15 protein-coding genes are annotated in these 15,704 nt (G+C 62.9%); 9 read left to right on the top strand and 6 right to left on the bottom strand.

Annotation, left to right across the window (positions count from 1 at the left end):
• Positions 1-48: 48 nt before the first annotated feature.
• The gene (locus tag ACWGS8_RS20325; protein WP_454582589.1) at positions 49-1,173 is read right to left on the bottom strand and encodes a nucleotidyltransferase family protein; all 1,125 of its coding nucleotides are present in this window, start codon (positions 1,171-1,173) and stop codon (positions 49-51) included.
• 516 nt (positions 1,174-1,689) lie between these two features.
• On the opposite strand from ACWGS8_RS20325, the gene ACWGS8_RS20320 reads away from it, so the two are divergent.
• The 6 genes from ACWGS8_RS20320 to ACWGS8_RS20295 all read left to right on the top strand — a co-directional run bounded on the left by ACWGS8_RS20320 (position 1,690) and on the right by ACWGS8_RS20295 (position 7,542).
• Positions 1,690-1,842, top strand: coding sequence for a lasso peptide (locus ACWGS8_RS20320; protein ID WP_010913078.1), 153 nt, complete (start codon positions 1,690-1,692; stop codon positions 1,840-1,842).
• Between the two features lie 134 nt (positions 1,843-1,976).
• A complete protein-coding gene (locus ACWGS8_RS20315) occupies positions 1,977-2,276 on the top strand; it encodes a PqqD family protein (RefSeq protein ID WP_454582588.1) in 300 nt (99 codons plus the stop codon).
• Positions 2,277-2,364: 88 nt separating this feature from the next.
• Positions 2,365-2,775: a lasso peptide biosynthesis B2 protein gene (locus tag ACWGS8_RS20310; RefSeq protein ID WP_454582587.1), complete on the top strand. Its 411-nt coding sequence runs from the start codon at positions 2,365-2,367 to the stop codon at positions 2,773-2,775.
• Positions 2,772-4,694, top strand: coding sequence for a lasso peptide isopeptide bond-forming cyclase (locus ACWGS8_RS20305; protein WP_454582586.1), 1,923 nt, complete (start codon positions 2,772-2,774; stop codon positions 4,692-4,694). Before ACWGS8_RS20310 ends, ACWGS8_RS20305 begins: the two co-directional genes overlap by 4 nt.
• The gene (locus ACWGS8_RS20300) at positions 4,691-5,692 is read left to right on the top strand and encodes a serine kinase (RefSeq protein WP_454582585.1); all 1,002 of its coding nucleotides are present in this window, start codon (positions 4,691-4,693) and stop codon (positions 5,690-5,692) included. The genes ACWGS8_RS20305 and ACWGS8_RS20300 overlap by 4 nt, the downstream gene beginning before the upstream one ends.
• 8 nt (positions 5,693-5,700) lie before the next feature.
• Positions 5,701-7,542 (top strand): ABC transporter ATP-binding protein, encoded by a 1,842-nt coding sequence (locus ACWGS8_RS20295; protein ID WP_454582584.1) that lies wholly within the window; start codon positions 5,701-5,703, stop codon positions 7,540-7,542.
• Between the two features lie 24 nt (positions 7,543-7,566).
• On the opposite strand, the gene ACWGS8_RS20290 is transcribed toward ACWGS8_RS20295, so the two are convergent.
• On the bottom strand, positions 7,567-7,842 hold the full coding sequence (locus ACWGS8_RS20290; RefSeq protein WP_454582583.1) for an exopolysaccharide production repressor exox: 276 nt from the start codon (positions 7,840-7,842) through the stop codon (positions 7,567-7,569).
• Between the two features lie 601 nt (positions 7,843-8,443).
• On the opposite strand from ACWGS8_RS20290, the gene ACWGS8_RS20285 reads away from it, so the two are divergent.
• Together ACWGS8_RS20285 and ACWGS8_RS20280 are read left to right on the top strand one after the other, a co-directional pair.
• A complete protein-coding gene (locus ACWGS8_RS20285; protein WP_095771942.1) occupies positions 8,444-9,121 on the top strand; it encodes a sugar transferase in 678 nt (225 codons plus the stop codon).
• Between the two features lie 84 nt (positions 9,122-9,205).
• Positions 9,206-10,465: a polysaccharide biosynthesis/export family protein gene (locus ACWGS8_RS20280; RefSeq protein WP_454582582.1), complete on the top strand. Its 1,260-nt coding sequence runs from the start codon at positions 9,206-9,208 to the stop codon at positions 10,463-10,465.
• A gap of 192 nt (positions 10,466-10,657) precedes the next feature.
• Here the strand turns inward: ACWGS8_RS20280 and ACWGS8_RS20275 are convergent, their stop codons facing one another.
• Both ACWGS8_RS20275 and ACWGS8_RS20270 read right to left on the bottom strand, forming a co-directional pair.
• Positions 10,658-11,257 (bottom strand): NADPH-dependent F420 reductase, encoded by a 600-nt coding sequence (locus ACWGS8_RS20275; protein WP_454582581.1) that lies wholly within the window; start codon positions 11,255-11,257, stop codon positions 10,658-10,660.
• A gap of 42 nt (positions 11,258-11,299) precedes the next feature.
• A complete protein-coding gene (locus ACWGS8_RS20270; protein WP_454582580.1) occupies positions 11,300-12,034 on the bottom strand; it encodes an SDR family NAD(P)-dependent oxidoreductase in 735 nt (244 codons plus the stop codon).
• A gap of 277 nt (positions 12,035-12,311) precedes the next feature.
• On the opposite strand from ACWGS8_RS20270, the gene ACWGS8_RS20265 reads away from it, so the two are divergent.
• Entirely contained in the window at positions 12,312-13,208 is an 897-nt protein-coding gene (locus tag ACWGS8_RS20265) for a LysR family transcriptional regulator (RefSeq protein ID WP_454582579.1), read from the top strand.
• 99 nt (positions 13,209-13,307) lie between these two features.
• Here the strand turns inward: ACWGS8_RS20265 and ACWGS8_RS20260 are convergent, their stop codons facing one another.
• Positions 13,308-14,621, bottom strand: a complete 1,314-nt coding sequence (locus ACWGS8_RS20260; protein WP_454582578.1) for an O-antigen ligase family protein — start codon at positions 14,619-14,621, stop codon at positions 13,308-13,310.
• 234 nt (positions 14,622-14,855) lie between these two features.
• On the bottom strand, positions 14,856-15,683 hold the full coding sequence (locus tag ACWGS8_RS20255) for an SDR family NAD(P)-dependent oxidoreductase (protein WP_454582577.1): 828 nt from the start codon (positions 15,681-15,683) through the stop codon (positions 14,856-14,858).
• Positions 15,684-15,704: the final 21 nt, after the last annotated feature.

Here is a 15,704-nt window from a genome sequence, read left to right as displayed (position 1 = left end):
CAGGTTCCGATTTGCCCTCGCCCTGTACGCATTGCGACGCCACAGCCATCACGGGCTGGCCGGCCGTTCGAAGATGCGGCGACTGATATCCGCCGACGCTGCCCAGCCGGCCTCGGCCAGATAGCGGACGGGAGCCCTGCCGCACAATTCCCACAACACCGTTCGCCGCTGCGGCCACCGCAAGGACGACAGCCATGGCGCGATGACCATGTTGAGCAGGTCCTCATTGCCGATGCGCGACAGGATCGGCTTGGCCCGCTCCGACAAAAGCGTGCCTGTGCCGCCCAGCAGCACATCGGCGGCGCGCAGGCCGAGCAGCAACGTGTCGTCCAGCCCCTGGCTCACCGCCGCATCCAGCACGCGCTGCTGATCGACCTCGCCAAGACGGTTGGCGCTGGCCCTGATATCGCAGACATAGCCGGCGCAGGGTTCGTGGTTGAACAGGGCCTTGGCGACGCTGATGCAGGACAGCATCAACGTGTCGGCGACCGAGGTGAACGGCACTTCGGTGCCGGTGATCTCGACCAGCCGCTTGCGCCGCAGGAAGCCGTCGGCGTCGCGCGGACTGGGCGAACCGGGCTGCTGGAGGCGATAATGAAGGTCGACCGTGGACGGCCCGTTGCCACGGATCATGTGCTGTTCGCCAAGGAAGCGGACCCACCAGACGGAGCGTGACTTGTCCGAGACCTCATAGCCGATCGAGCGCAGCGCATCGCGCGCTCTCGAGAATCCGGCCGGGGAAACCAGGATGTCGACATCGCCCGAAGGCTTCATGAAATGGTCGTCATAGAGCAGATACTGCTGGAAGGGACCTTTGAGAAAGACGAAATCGATCTGTCTGTCGCGCAGCGCCTGGTGGATCGCCATCGAATCCATGAGACAGGCGGCGTTCATCGAAACCGTGCGCCGGCGATAGGTGTCGAGCCATTGGAACAGTTCAGCCAGCCTTTCGCCTACCGGGGCGCGCGACAGCACCTTCAGGACGAAGGTGGCGACCTTGTTCAGCCTGGCGATATCGGCGACGGCGGCAGCGGAAAGGCTCGGCGTCGACACATCGCCGGCCGGAGCCGCCGCGCCTGAGAAATACAACCGAAGGCAGGCCCGCACATAGGCGATCTCGTCGGCACAGTCGGCGGCGCGCAGTCGTTCATAGGAACTTTCCGGCAAGGCCATTGAGCGCATAGTCTCCAAAATGCGGTTTGCACGACGTTTATGCTGCAAGTGCGAAACAAAGCATCCTCAAAAACCTCGACGCCGTAAAGTCTTTCCTTTCGCAGTGCGAAATTTTGCAACCAGAGCGTTTGCCATCCTTTCTCGATGCGGCGCAATAAATGGCTGAAATTCCGACCCAATCGAGGCGCTTCAGCCGATCATCGACGCCGGCTGGCTAGCAAGAATTCATCTTTTTAGCCATGCCTAAAAAAGCGCCAACGCTATGGACTTTTTATGCAAACAAATTCAGTCTCTTAAAGAATCGCCCGCGCCGAAGGCAGACTGCACCGGGCTTCAGCTCAAGAAAGGCGGAATCTTGAGCATTTGAACACACATGGTGACGCCCGCAACCCGTAATTGATTAACCGGAGGTAAATCAGACTTGACTCATAAATGTTGCTATGCAGCTATTGCATCGCAGCATGAAAGTGCTGACGGCACTCGACAGGCCGTTTCCAGTCCTCATTGGAGAGTAAAATGGAACAGAATGTTGAAAAGCACGAGTACGAAACGCCAAGCCTGACGGTACATGGTTCGATCGAAACCATCACCCAGGGCGGTGGCGGCAGCACGGCAATCGACGCGTCGTTTCCGGCGCACACCCCGATTGGCGACCTGACGTTCTCCTGAGACTAGCTTGGTTCTGGAGGAGTGACGTTGGGCCTCCAGGATTGAAGACCGTAAATGGAGCCGGGGATGAAAATCCCCGACTTTCCCCTTGAATTGACGACGCGTAAGCCGTGTGTTGCTAAGGAGGTTTTGGCATGAACTGGAACCCATCCGAGCACGATTGCGTAACTGCCACCGGGGATGCCGTGGTCTGTGAATTCGGCGATGGCCTCGCGCTTCTCAACCTGAAATCCAATATCTATTACAGCCTCAACGGCGTCGGTGCGTTCATCTGGGAGCAGATCCAGGAGCCGAAGTCGATCGCCGATATCCGCGGCGCCGTGCTTGAGCGCTACAATGTCGACGCCGAGCGCTGCAAGGCCGACGTCGACGCCCTGCTGAAAGGCCTGGCCGAAAACGGACTTGCGAGGCTGCACAATGAGGCACTTGTCTAGGCAGGTTCCGCAAAAGGCCATGATTTCGCGGCAAAGACCTGCGACGGACCAGAGATCGAGGGCTGCGAAACGCCGGCCCAACCGGAGCTTGGCCAGGGTCCTGTCCCTGAGCGGCTCGGAAGCCCTTTTCCTCTGCCACTGCCTGCTGGTGGTCGCGACCGTCCGGCTGGGGCTGACCTTGTTCTCCTACAACCGTGTTCGCGGCATAGTGACCCGGCTCAACGCGCGACAGTGCGCCAGCATGGGCGAACTGCGGCTCGTCGCCTGGGGAGTTGCCGCGGCCGCACGGTTCGTGCCGCGCGCCTCTTGCCTTACCCAGGCGCTTTCCGGCCAATACATTCTCGCGCGCCAGGGCAATGCCTCCAACATCCGCATCGGCATCGAACGCGGCACGGGCGAGCAGTTGAAGGCGCATGCCTGGCTGGTCAGCGACAACCATGTCGTGCTTGGCGGCTCCGTCGATGGTTTCGCGCATCTGGTCGACCACGGCAGCCGATGAGCGGCGTGGCCGGAATCCTGTTGCGACAGGACCCCGCGCTGGTGGACGCGGCGGCCGACATCCAGCGGATGCTGGCACGCATGCGCCATCGCGGCCCCGACGGAAACTCCTGGTGGCTGGACAGTGGCATCGCGCTCGGCCACGCCTGGCTCAACACCACGGATGAAGCCGGCCCCGGCCCGCAGACGATGGCGGGCGGCAAGCTCGCCATCACCGCCGATTGCCGGCTGGACAATCGGGACGAGTTGATGGCGAGGCTTGGCATACGCGACAGGTCGGTCGCGGACGCCGTATTGCTGATGCGGGCCTATCTGCGCTGGGGCGAATCCTGCCCCGTGCATCTGCAGGGCGATTTCGCCTTCGCGATCTGGGACGCCGAGCGGCAGCTGTTGTTCTGCGCCCGCGACCATTTCGGGGTCAAGCCATTCTACTATCACGCCGCGGACCAGCGTTTTGCCTTTGCCTCCGAGATCGGGCCCATGCTTGGGCTTGACGGGGTCGGCGCGCGCATCAGCGAGCACCGCATTTCAGGATTCCTGGCCGGGCTTCCCGACGACCCGCAATCCACTCCCTACAGCGATATCTTCAGCCTACCGGCGCGCCACAGCCTGACTGTCACCGCACAACAGGTGGTGCTGCGCCGATACTGGCAGATCGAACCGTCGGCGCGATCACCGCGGTCGGATGCGGCGGAGGAATTCGCGCATCTGTTTTCGCAATCGGTGCGCAACCGCATGCGCGGAAGCCGGTCGGTCGGCGCGATGTTGAGCGGCGGCCTCGATTCCTCGTCGATCGCCTGTGTCGCCGGCCTGCAGAACGCCGCCGAGCGGAAACCAAAACTGCCCACCTTTTCGCTGGTTTTCGAGAAGGGCTCGTCGATGGATGAACGGGTCTTCATCGATGCCGTGCTGGATCAGCAGAAGACTGACCCGACGCTGATCCCTGTCGGCAATTATGCGCCCTTCGCCGAGTTCGAACGGGTGCTGGAGGAACAGGAGGGCACCTTCCTGGCGCCGGGCCTGACGCTGACCCGCGGCATCTACCGCACGGCGGGCGCGAAAGGCATCAAGGTGCTGCTCGACGGCCATGGCGGCGACGAAGTCGTCTCTCAGGGACACGGTCATCTGCATGAGCTTGCCAATGGCGGCCGATGGCTGGACCTTTGGCGCGAGGTCCGCAGCGCCTCCAACACCTATGGCGACAGCACGCTCGGCCTCTATTTCCAGTTCCTGACCCTTTACGGACCGGCCTGGCGCATCGCCAAGGCGAGACAGCTGGCGAACCGTGCCCTGAACAGAATACGCAAGCCCACGCACATGCAGCGCGGCCGCAGCTGGCGCGACCTGATCAATCCCGACCTGGCCAGGCGGACCGAGCTGATCGACCGCTTCCATCGGGCCGGCTACATGCCGCCCGGCGTCCAGGCCAGCGACGCGCTGAGCCATCGCTGGATCCTGTCCAACGGCTATGTGCCGCACTCATTCGAGGTGCTCGACAAGGCGGCGGCCAATTTCGGCGTCGAGCCGCGCTATCCGTTCTGGGACAAGCCGCTTGTCGAGTTCTGCCTGGCGCTGCCGGGCGAGGAAAAACTCAGCCACGGCTTTGGTCGCTATGTGTTGCGCCGGGCCATGGAGGGCATCCTGCCGGCGGCGGTGCAGTGGCGGCGCGACAAGATCGATTTCACCGCCAATCTCGTCAACGGCATGGTGCGCAACCACCGCGACCTCCTGGAACAGGTGCTCGTTTCTGATGCCGGCCGCATCGCGCCCTATGTCAACCTGCCTCAGGTGAGCGCCGCCTACGCGCGGCTGCTCAGCCAACCCGATCAGGCTGCACCGCTGGATGTCCAGTATGTCTGGCGTTCGGCCTCGCTGTCACTGTGGCTGCGGCAGGTCCAGCACAGCGGGAGGCCCGCATGACGCCGCCCAACCAGCCGCTCGCCACATATGTTGACGATCCTCCTTCCCATGGCGGGATCACGAGGGAGCGGCGTCACTACCGGGCCTACGGCCTGACCATCGCGTCCGACGTAGCATTGCCCGAGCTGGAGCCGGCCGAGCCGGCCGAGCCGGATATCCTGATCGCCATCGGCACGATCGACATGCCGAAGCCTTCGCCCGAGGCCGCGACGATCTTCCGCTTCGAGCCGGACCGGCAATATCTGGCGTGGCATGCCGTCGGCGCCTTCCTGATCAGCGATGCCGGCCGCATCGACATCGAGCCGGCGCCGGGCGTCGACGATGCCCTGCTTGCCTTTCCGCTGCTCGGGCCGGTGATGGCGCTGTTGCTGCACCACCGTGGGCTGCTCGTCCTGCATGCCAGCGCCATCGCCGCGGCCGGCAGGGGCGCCATCTTCATGGGCGACAAGGGCGCCGGCAAATCGACCACGGCGAGCGCGCTGATCCGGGCCGGTCATGAATTGCTTACCGACGATGTCGTGGCGCTGGATCTCGCCAGACCGGTCGCGCCGATGATCGTTGCGGGCTTTCCCCAGATCAAGCTTGCCGCCGACGCCGCGGCGGCGATCTCGCTTGGCCAGGCGGAGGTGCGGCCGCCAGTGCATCCGGCGATCGAGAAGATGCAGCATCGCCTGCATGACGCCTTCTCCGGCGGCATGGTGCCGGCGACCAGGATCTATGTCCTCGAGCGCGGCGCAAAGGCCGCGATCACGGCCTTGCCCGGCATCGCTGCCCTGCCGGCGATCATCAAGTTCTCCTATGTGACGCGGTTCGGCCGCGCGGCGCTGTCCGGCGATTTCGCGGCGCTGCATTTTCGCCAATGTTCAGCAATCGCTAACCATGTCGGCGTGTTCCGGCTGGAAGTTCCGACCGGCCTCGACAGGATTGGCGAGGCCGTGGCGCTGATCGAAAGCGACCTCACAGCCGGGGATCTGGCTGCCGGCCGTCGACAGCGGTGAGCGCAATCATGTCGAAGTCCTCGATCCTCCGTCTGTCGCTGTTTCGCGATGTCGCCGCGTTCGGCGCCGTCATCGCCCAGATCGGCGGGCGGCGGACCTGGACGGCGCTGCTGTTCCTGATCCTCGGCAGCCTGACGGAGGGTATCTCGATCCTGCTGCTTGTGCCCCTGCTGCACCTGGTCGGGCGCGCCGACCAGGATTTCGCGGTCCGCTTGCCAAGCAATGATTTCGTGCGCTGGCTGGTGCCGGAGGGAACGCTGCAGTTGACCACCGTGCTGTGCGCGCTGGTTGGGCTCGTTGCCGTGCAGGCGGCGTTCAACCGCTTCAAGTCGGTCTACATGGCCAGGCTTCTCTTCGATTTCATCAACCGCTTGCGCATGAACCTGTTTGAGAGCATCGGCAAGGCGCGCTGGGGCGTGTTCTCGCGCATGCGCAGCTCCGATCTCGACCATGCCCTGACCGGCGATATCGATCGCGTCCAGGGCGCCGCCTTCTCGCTGCTGATGCTGGTGCAGATCGCAGTGCTTCTGGTGGGCTATCTCGTGATCTCGATGTTCATCTCACCGGTCATGACGGCGTTTGCGATCGTCATCGGCATCGTGATGTTCATAGCGCTGCAGCCGTTTCGCGCGCGCGCCACCGCTTTCGGGCGTATCCTGACCAGCAATCGCCAGGATCAGTACCGCACGGTCTCGGAATTCCTCGGCGGCATCAAGGTGGCCAAGAGCCTGAATGTCGAGGCCAGTTATTTCGCGCAGTTGCAGGCGACGCTGGAAAGGATGAAGGCCGACAACATCGACTATGTCCGCAACAGTTCGATCGGCACCGCCGTGTTCCAGGTGGCGAGCGTCGTGGGCCTCAGCCTGTTCATCTATGTGGCGCTGGTCCGCTTCAACCTGTCACTGGCCGAGATTGTCGTGCTGCTTCTCGTCTTCATGCGCATCGCGCCGCGCTTCATGGACATGCAGACGCAGGCCCAGCAGGTGCTGATCAACCTGCCCGCCTATACGGCCATGCGCAGCCTGCAGGCCCGTTTCGACGCCGAGCGCGAGCCGGGCCATGCCGAATCTGAAAATACCGGCAAGCTGTCGCTCGATACCGGGCTGAACATTCGCGGCGTCTCCTTCGGCTACGACGACTCCGGCAAGGCGGTGGTGAGCGACATCACTTTCGGCCTGCCTGCCGGCAAGGTCACGGCCTTGATCGGCCCCTCGGGATCGGGCAAGAGCACGATCGCCGACATGCTGCTCGGCCTGCTCGAGCCAACCGCCGGCAAGATCCTGGTCGACGGCGTCGAGATCGATGCCGGCAATCGCCGGCGCTGGCGCGATCAGGTAGCCTATGTGCCGCAGGACGTGTTCCTGCTGCATGACACGATCGCGGCGAACCTGCGCCTGGCCGCGCCAAAGGCCAGCGACGACGATCTGTGGACCGCGCTGCGCGCCGCGCATGCCGGCGACTTCGTCGAACGGCTCGACCAGCGGCTCGAGACCGTTGTCGGCGACCGCGGCGTGCGGCTCTCCGGCGGTGAGCGCCAACGCATTGCGCTGGCGCGTGCGCTGCTGCGCAAGCCGTCGCTGCTCATCCTCGACGAGGCGACCAGCGCGCTCGACTGGCAGAACCAGTCGCTGATCGCCCGGTCGATCGACGGATTGCGCGGTGCGATGACCATCCTGACCATCGCGCACCGGCCGTCGATGATTGCCTTCGCCGACTGGGTGGTGGCGATGGAAGACGGCCGCGTCGTGGAGGTCGGCCAGTATCAGCGGCTGAAGGCGAAGCCGGCGAGCCGGCTGTCGAGGATGCTGTCGGGGGAACAGTCGGAAACCGAACCCGCCAACGTGGCCTGAGGCCGCGGATATCCTTTGCGGGAACTAGTGCAGGCTGCGCCGGGCGTTGCCCAGCTTCTCGCCTTCGGTCACGTCGGGCGTGCTCAGCTTTCTCTCGGCTTCACGCAGCCTGTCGGCCGGCGTCGGCGCACTCCGGGCGATCATGGCATAGACGAGGACGAAATAGCCGGCCTGGATGATCACGGCGCAGATGATGACGCGCAGCAGCGTCATGCCCAGCGAAGCGCCGCCAAGCCACGACCAGGCGACGACAATTGCAAGTGCGAAAATCATCCCAATGATGAATTTTGGAAGCGACATACCCAACAGCCCATAAACCGGCCCGGGTTTTGTCAAACGATAGCCCCACCCGAGCGCCGTCCCTTGTCATGCGGGCTTGTAAAGGTGCCCGCTATCGGCCGGTTGCTTCCGGCCTTTCAACCTGTCGCCACTCTGACAGGTATAATTTGCAATTCTATTAAGGCGAGCAGGAGGCGGCAAGGGCAACCGCACAAATTTTTGATTGAGCTCGCGCGATCGACTCTGCCATGCTGCAATGCACACCACCGCAATTCACTCAACCTGAAGCTACCGACCCGTTTCAGTACAATTCCCAATATTATGTAGTATTTTATGTTAATAGTTGGGAACGTCGCACTCTCCTAAAGCTCTAATATGTACCATTCCGGGGCCATGAGAACGGCTTGCCCAAGATTCGCCCCAAAAAGGTCCGCATTTTTTTCCTCTTGCCCATTTATTGTCACAAATGTGCTAAACATCCTGAAAAATGTGCATCGCTAGCTTATTATTTAGTCAATTCATGACGTGACTATTTCAATGGGCCGGGAAATTGTGTGTTGCGCTGCAACATTTTTTTGGTATCGTGTGGTGAACCATTCGTTCAACGCATGGAGTTTTCCGCATGAGGGATATTGCCAAGTCGGCCACGGCGGGCTTTTCGCAGGCTGACACCGATTTTCCGCCGCCGATCGGCGGCCTCATTAAGCGCAGCTTCGATATTGTCGGTTCACTGGTTGGTCTGATCGCTCTCAGCCCGCTGTTCATCATGGTAGCGCTGCTGGTCAAATTTTCCGACGGTGGGTCGATTTTCTACGGCCATCGGCGAATCGGGCGCGGCGGACGGATTTTTCCGTGCCTGAAATTCCGCACCATGGTTCCGGACGGTGACAAGGTGCTGGCCGCCTATCTCGCCACCAATCCGGAGGCCAATGCGGAATGGATAGCGACCCGCAAGCTGAAGAACGATCCGCGCGTCACCCGCGTCGGCGCGGTGTTGCGCAAGCTCAGCCTCGACGAATTGCCGCAGATCATCAACATCCTGCAGGGCGACATGAGCCTGGTCGGACCTCGCCCGGTGGTGCGCGACGAGCTTGAAATCTACGGCAGCGCCGCCGTCTACTACCTGAAGTCGCGGCCCGGCCTGACCGGCCTGTGGCAGGTCAGCGGGCGCAACGATGTTTCCTATGACAGCCGCGTCGCCTTCGACCGCCACTATGTCGAGAACTGGTCGCTGTTCGGCGACGTGCGCATCATCATCAAGACCGTGCCGGCCGTCTGGATGTCACGCGGCTCTTATTGACCGGACGCCGGCACCAGGCATCCGGCGGCAAGCTCATCGGGCGATGGGGCTAAAACGGATCGGAATGTTCAGTTGAAAAAAGACATGTTCGAAGCCTTTGGCGGCGGCCGCTTTTCCGGCCGCTCTCGGCTTATGGCCACCTGCCTTGCGATGTCCCTCGCTTTTCTTCCCCAGGTCGCCATCTCAGGTGAATATCACCTCGGCTCGCAGGACAAGCTCAACATCCGCATCGCCGAATGGCAGACCGTCGAAGGCACGTTCCGCGACTGGACGGCGGTGAACGGCGAATACACGGTCGGCCCCGCCGGCACGCTGTCGGTGCCTTTCGTCGGCGAGTTGCCGGCGGCCGGCAAGACCACGGCGGAAGTCGCAGCGGCAATCGGCGAGGCGCTGCAGCACAAGCTCGCTCTGTCGGACAAGCCCGAGGCCTCGGTCGAGATGGCGCAATTCCGGCCCTTCTATATTTCGGGCGAAGTGCAGAACCCCGGCCAGTTTCCCTTTGTCCCCGATCTTACGGTGTTGAAAGCGATCAGCGTCGCCGGCGGCATCAGGCGCAGCGCCGACTACGGCCCCCAGCTCGGCAAGGACCTGGTCACCGCCAAGGGCAATTTCGATATCTCCGACGACCAGCGCGTCCGGCTGCTCGTCAGGCGCGCCCGCATCGATGCCGATCTGGCCGGCAAGGCAAGCTTCGAAGCGCCGAAAGAGGTCGAAGGCGATCCGCGGCTGCCGACCATCGTCGCCGACGAGATGACGATCCTCACGGCGGACCAGAAGGCGCTGAAGCTTAAGCTCGAGGCGCTCGACGATCTCAAGAGTGTCCTTCAGGCCGAAATCGAATCGCTGCAGAAGAAGATCGTCAACCAGCAGAAGCAGGTCGACCTGGCGCAGCAGCAGCTTACCAGCATCGGTCCGCTGGCGCAGAAGGGCCTGGTTGCCAATGCGCGGCTGCTGGATTCGCAGCAATCCGTCACCGACCTGCAGGGCAAGATCCTCGACTACGAGACGGCCATCCTCACCGCCAAGCAGTCGATCAGCAAGGCGACGCAGGACGCCATCGATGCCCAGAACACGTTGAGCTCGAGCCTCGCCGCCGACCGGCAGCAGACCGAAGCCGACCTGAACGAGGCCGCGCTGAAGGTGAATATGCAGAAAGGTCTGATCGCGCAGGCCAGCGATCCCGCGACGACAGCCGCCATCACCAACGACCCGCAGCCTACGCTGCTTTATTCGCTGGTGCGCAATGTCGACGGCAAGACCAGCGAAATCGCGGCGAAGGAAGAAACCCCGGTGCTGCCCGGTGACGTGATCAAGATCAAGCTGGCACCGCTGGCCAGCCAGTAGATCGCGCATCCGCTGAGCGGTTCATCGTTCCATGGAAACGCAGAACCGCTCCGTGATCGTCTCGACCTATTTGTTCCGCGGCGATGCCAATCGGAAAGCCCTTACAGGCCTTCCTGAATTGGCCTAGCCCGCGTGGTCTCTCATGGACGGGCTCGGGCCAGCAGAAACCTCTGACGGTGGGCAGCAGATCCGTTACTGCTCCTTCTTGAACAGGTCCTGGAAGATGAGCTGGCCCCAAGTGCGGCCGCGTGCGTGCACCAGCGCGCCACCCTCGTTGAGTTTTCCCAGCTTGACGGGTGCGAACCCGAGTTGTTTGGCCAAGGCCGCCACGGGAGCGGTCGCGTCCTCGTCGTCACTCGACAGAAAGACGACCCGGTGGCCGCCCTCGACGACCGGATCGGCAGCCAGGGTAGCCGCAACCAGGTGATTGAAACCTTTCACGAACTTGGCGCCGGTGAACGACTTCGCGACGAAGGCGGAGGACGGGAGACCGTCCAGCTCTTCAGGGACAGGAAACGCGTTCATCGCGTCGATGACCGTCTTGCCTTTCCAGCTCGGCAGAGCCTTCGCGACCTCGCGGTGCTCCCCGAACGGGACCGCCAGGATGATTGTGTCGGCCTCGAGTGCATCCCGCAGCGATTTGGCGACGACCGCGGGTCCAATCGCCCGAGCCTGCGGCGCCAACGCCTCGGGCGGCCGGCGGCTCGCGACGGTCACGTCGATGTTCTTACGGGCGAAGGCGTGGGCAAGCGCCTGGCCTATCTTACCGAATCCTATAATCGCATAGCTCATAGTGCTTCTCCGATCCGTGTTGATATTGATCCCCCCGGCCTTTCAGATGGCCGAAAAGCCGCCGTCGACAGACAACTCCACCCCGTTCACGAAACTCGAATCGTCTGACGCGAGAAACACCGCGACCGCCGCGATTTCCTCGGGGCGCCCCATCTTTCCCCTCGGAATCAGGGATTCGAACATCAGCTTCGCCTCCTCGGTGAGAACCTGGTCCTGCATCGGCGTGGCGATCGGCCCCGGGCTCAGCACGTTCACCCGGATATTCCTGCCCTTCAGTTCGTTAAGCCAAGTGCGTGCGAATGAGCGCAACGCCGCCTTGCTCGCCGCATACACGCCGTAGCCAGGAAAACCTTTCACCGAAGCAACAGATCCGGTCATGAAGATCGATCCGCCATCGTTGAACAGCGGCAAGGCCTTCTGAACCGCAAACAGCGTGCCGCGCGTATTCAGGCCGAAAGCCGCATCGAAGTGCTGCTCGGTAATTTCGCCTAGTGGGACGGCTTCGCCAACGCCGGCGCTCGCGTACAGGACATCGATCCTGCCCTTTTCCCGCTTGACCGTGTCGAACAGACGGTCGAGGTCGTCGAGATTGGCCGCGTCGCCGCGCACGCCGGTCACCTTCCGGCCAATCAGCTTGACGGCCTCGTCGAGCGCCTCCTGCCTCCGGCCCGTGATGAAAACATAGGCGCCTTCTTCAACGAACCGCCTGGCGCTCGCCAGCGCCATACCGCTCGATCCGCCCGTGATGACTGCAACCTTACCGTCCAGCTTTCCCATGACTTTTCCTTTCAGACTCTGTCTTTGGTCGTTCGGGAAGAATCCCGAGAGCCTGGAAATAAGGCTGCCGAGGTCAGGCTTTGAGTGCGGAAGCGCGCACATCGGTGGTGCGAAATCGATCCGGCTGAACGACTGACGCCAGCCGCGACGATCGGTTTTCCGCCGTTCGGAAGTGGGGGCGGGCTTGCCGCCACAGGCAATGATAACCGCCCGTACTGTTATTCGATGTGCTAGATACGGGCTTTGGAAGGCGCACCTAGCGGTGCCGGATTGCACCATGATCGACTGGGATGACATTCGCTACTTTCTTGCCGTCGGGCGCGGAGGCTCGGTGCGAGCCGCCGCCGGGCGCCTCGGGGTGAATCACTCGACCGTGCTGCGACGCATCGCCCAGCTCGAGGAACGCCTCGGGGCGCACATGTTCGAAAAGCTGCCTTCGGGCTACCGCCTGACGGCCGCGGGCGAGGAGGTCCTCGAGCTCGCCGGCCAGATGGAAGCGTCGTCGCACCAGTTGGAGACGCGCGTCTTTGGCCGCGACCAGAGCGCGCGCGGGTTTTTGCGGGTGACGCTTCCGCCGTTCCTCGCCACACACCTGCTCATGCCGGATCTCGCCGACTTCGCACGTCTGCATCCGGACATCGAGATGGAAATCTTGTCGACGGGCGAGGTGGCGAATCTGACCAACCGAGATGCCGATGTCGCGATCCGCATTGTCGCCGACCGCAAGACCCTGCCGCTCAATCTTCACGGCCTGAAGGGACCGGAGCTGTTCAGCGGCGTCTACATGTCTCGCGAGCGACTGGCTTCGTGGCGTGCGGGCGCGCCTGATCCCATCCGGTGGATCGCCATAGACGGTCATGGGCTCCCGAACTGGGCGCGCGAGGGAAAGGTTCACACCACGGGAGTTCCGTTCAGGACCCCGGACGCCGAGACGCAGATCGTAGCTGCGCAGCAAGGGATCGGGATGACGAAGCTGCCGTGCTTCGTCGGAGATGTCGACCCTCTATTGGTGAGGGTGCCAGGCACCGACCTGCCCATGCATGGGACGCTCTGGCTTCTCACACAGGGGGAGACACGCAAGACAAAGCGCGTGCGGCTCTTCACCGAGTTTGTATCTCGCAGGCTCGCCGCCTACGCGCCGCTTCTGGCGGGACTGTCCTTATCGGGCGACTGACGCGCGGCAGGTCGCCGGCGACGCTTACAGTGGACAAGTGCCCGGAAGCGGACATCCCAGCGCCCGACATGAGATCGAAGCCGGTCGCGTGACGGTCGTTCACACCTGATCGGCAGCGGCCGGACGGCCGACATGCCGGGGCCAGGCCGGCTCTCCCCTTGCCGCATCCGCCGGCTCGAAGGCTGGCGACCAGCGCGTGCGGGTGACCGGCAGCCGCGCCAGCTTGAAGTAGCTGAAATACATCAGGAACGAGCCCATAATGTAAGGGTTGAGGACCTCGACCTCGACGAAGGAGCGGATGAGCAGCAACACCATCACGCCGAACAGCACCACCGATTCGGCCTGCCATGCCTTGAAGATCACCGTCGAGACATGGCCATAGAGCGTGCGCAGCATGATCAGCGAGATCATCACCGCTCCGGTGAAGCCGAGTTCGACAAGCGCCTCGACATAAGTGTTGTGGAAATGGAAGCCGGTGCGGGTGGTGATGTAGAATTCATTCCACAGCCGCTCGGCCTCGGCAAAGCCCTGCACCCAATAGGCAGCGTAGCCGACGCCGAGGATCGGCGAGCGCTGGGCGGCGTTCCAGCCCTGCTCCCACAGATAAGTCCGCCCGGTGAGCGTCGAATCCTTGCCGAAGAGGCCAAGCACGAAGTCCATGAGCCCGAGATTGAGGGCGATAAAGGCTACCACGACAATCAGGCCGGCGCCGACCACGAAGATCACCCGGCGATAGCGCCGCGACAAAAGCTTGGTCATGGCAAGAAGCGCGATCAGCGCCAGGACCGCCGGTATCGAGGCCATCGACGTGGCGGAATGCGAAATGACCAGCAGGTAGGCCGACAACAGCACGACAGGAACAGTCAGCATGAAACTCAGCCGGCCACGCCGCAGGAAAGCGAGGAACACCACGGAGAAATAGATGCCGAGCGAGCCGACGAAGCCGATCTGGTTCTTGGAGGCAAAAGCGCCGACGAAATTGTAGGTGCCGTCAAGGACGTCCTCGGAATAGGCCCCGACCTTGAGCGAATAGAGCATGACGAAGAAGATGCCGACCAGGGCGCCGAGCGTCAGGGTCCGCACGCTGACGGTGCGCGCCGCGACATAGGCACAGGCGATGTGGGACAGGTATTGGACCGCCGTTCTGGCGGTAACGCCGGGCGCCTGCGACCAGAAGATGGAAAAACAGATATAGGCCGCGAACAGCAGCGGCAGCCAGGCGCTGGAGAGCTGCCGCAGGAAGCGCCGGTAGTCGACCAGGATGAGCGGGAGCCAGACGGCGTAGTAGGCCAGGATCAGCACCTGGCCGAAAATGACGGAATAGGAGAACGCCCAGATCGAGACGGCAACGCCAAAAGCGCCATAGACCGAATTCTTCTCTGGATCGACCAGCATGGACTTCGGAATCTTCATCTCAGAGTCCCGTCGGCGCGGCCGAAGGCCAGCCAGTCCGGCAGGCCGCAAGCCGGCCGGCATATCCGCAAACAGGGGCTTGCAATAAACGGCATCTCCATTGTGCAGTGCAATATAACCTATCGCACCGCATGCTCAATGGCAAATGCGGTCACCTTGTCTTACAGGCGCGAATGTAGAGGGATCAGTCTGTGGCTCGCCCCGCGACAGCCGCCTGGATCAGCGACGAGAACGCTACCACAGTGCTCCGCCGGTGATCTGTATGTTTTCCATGGTGATGCCCTTGGCCAGATCCGAGCACAGGAACACCGCCAGTGCGGCGATTTCCTGCGGCTGCAGCATGCGCTGCTGCGGGTTGGCCCTGGCGATCTCGGCCATCGCCTCTTCCGCCGTGCGCCCCTTGCCCTCGCGCTCGACGACCTGCGCCACGTTGCGACGCATCAGTTCGGTCTCGACCCAGGTCGGGCTGATCATGACGCAGGTGACGCCATGCGCCGCCCCCTCCAGCGCCACGCAACGGGTCAAGCCAAGCAGGCCGGCCTTGGAGGCGCAGTAGGCGGGGTTGTCCTTCCAGCCGACGGAAGCTGCGGTCGAACCGATGTTGATGATGCGGCCCCAGCCGCGCCCGATCATGCCGGGAAGCACGGCACGGGTTGCGCGGAAGGCGCCGGTCAGGTTGGTATCGACGATCTTGTCCCACAACGCGTCGGAATGTCCGCAGACCGGTTGCTCGGCGGTGGTGCCGGCCGCGTTGACCAGAATATCGGCAGGACCGATGGCGGCTTCGGCTTCGGCCACGAAACGGTTGGTGACCTCGCTGTCGCGGACATCGAGGTGAGCAGCATGCACCCTGGTGCCATGGGCCGACAGGGCCGAGCGCACGCGCTCGATTTCGTCGGCGGCTGGATAATAGGCGGCGTCGGATCTGTCGGCTGCCGCGGGCGCGATGTAGGAGCCGACGGCGACATTGGCGCCGGCTTCAGCCAAGCCCGTGGCAATGGCGAAGCCCATCCCGGAAAAGCCGCCAGTGACGATTGCGCCGCGCCCGGCAAGGTTTGTCATCGCGTGCTTCTCCAATGGTTG

The organism is Mesorhizobium sp. 43Arga, from assembly GCF_053714255.1.
The sequence above is the reverse complement of the archived record's forward strand: the minus strand, read 5'-3'. Positions and strand labels throughout refer to the sequence as shown.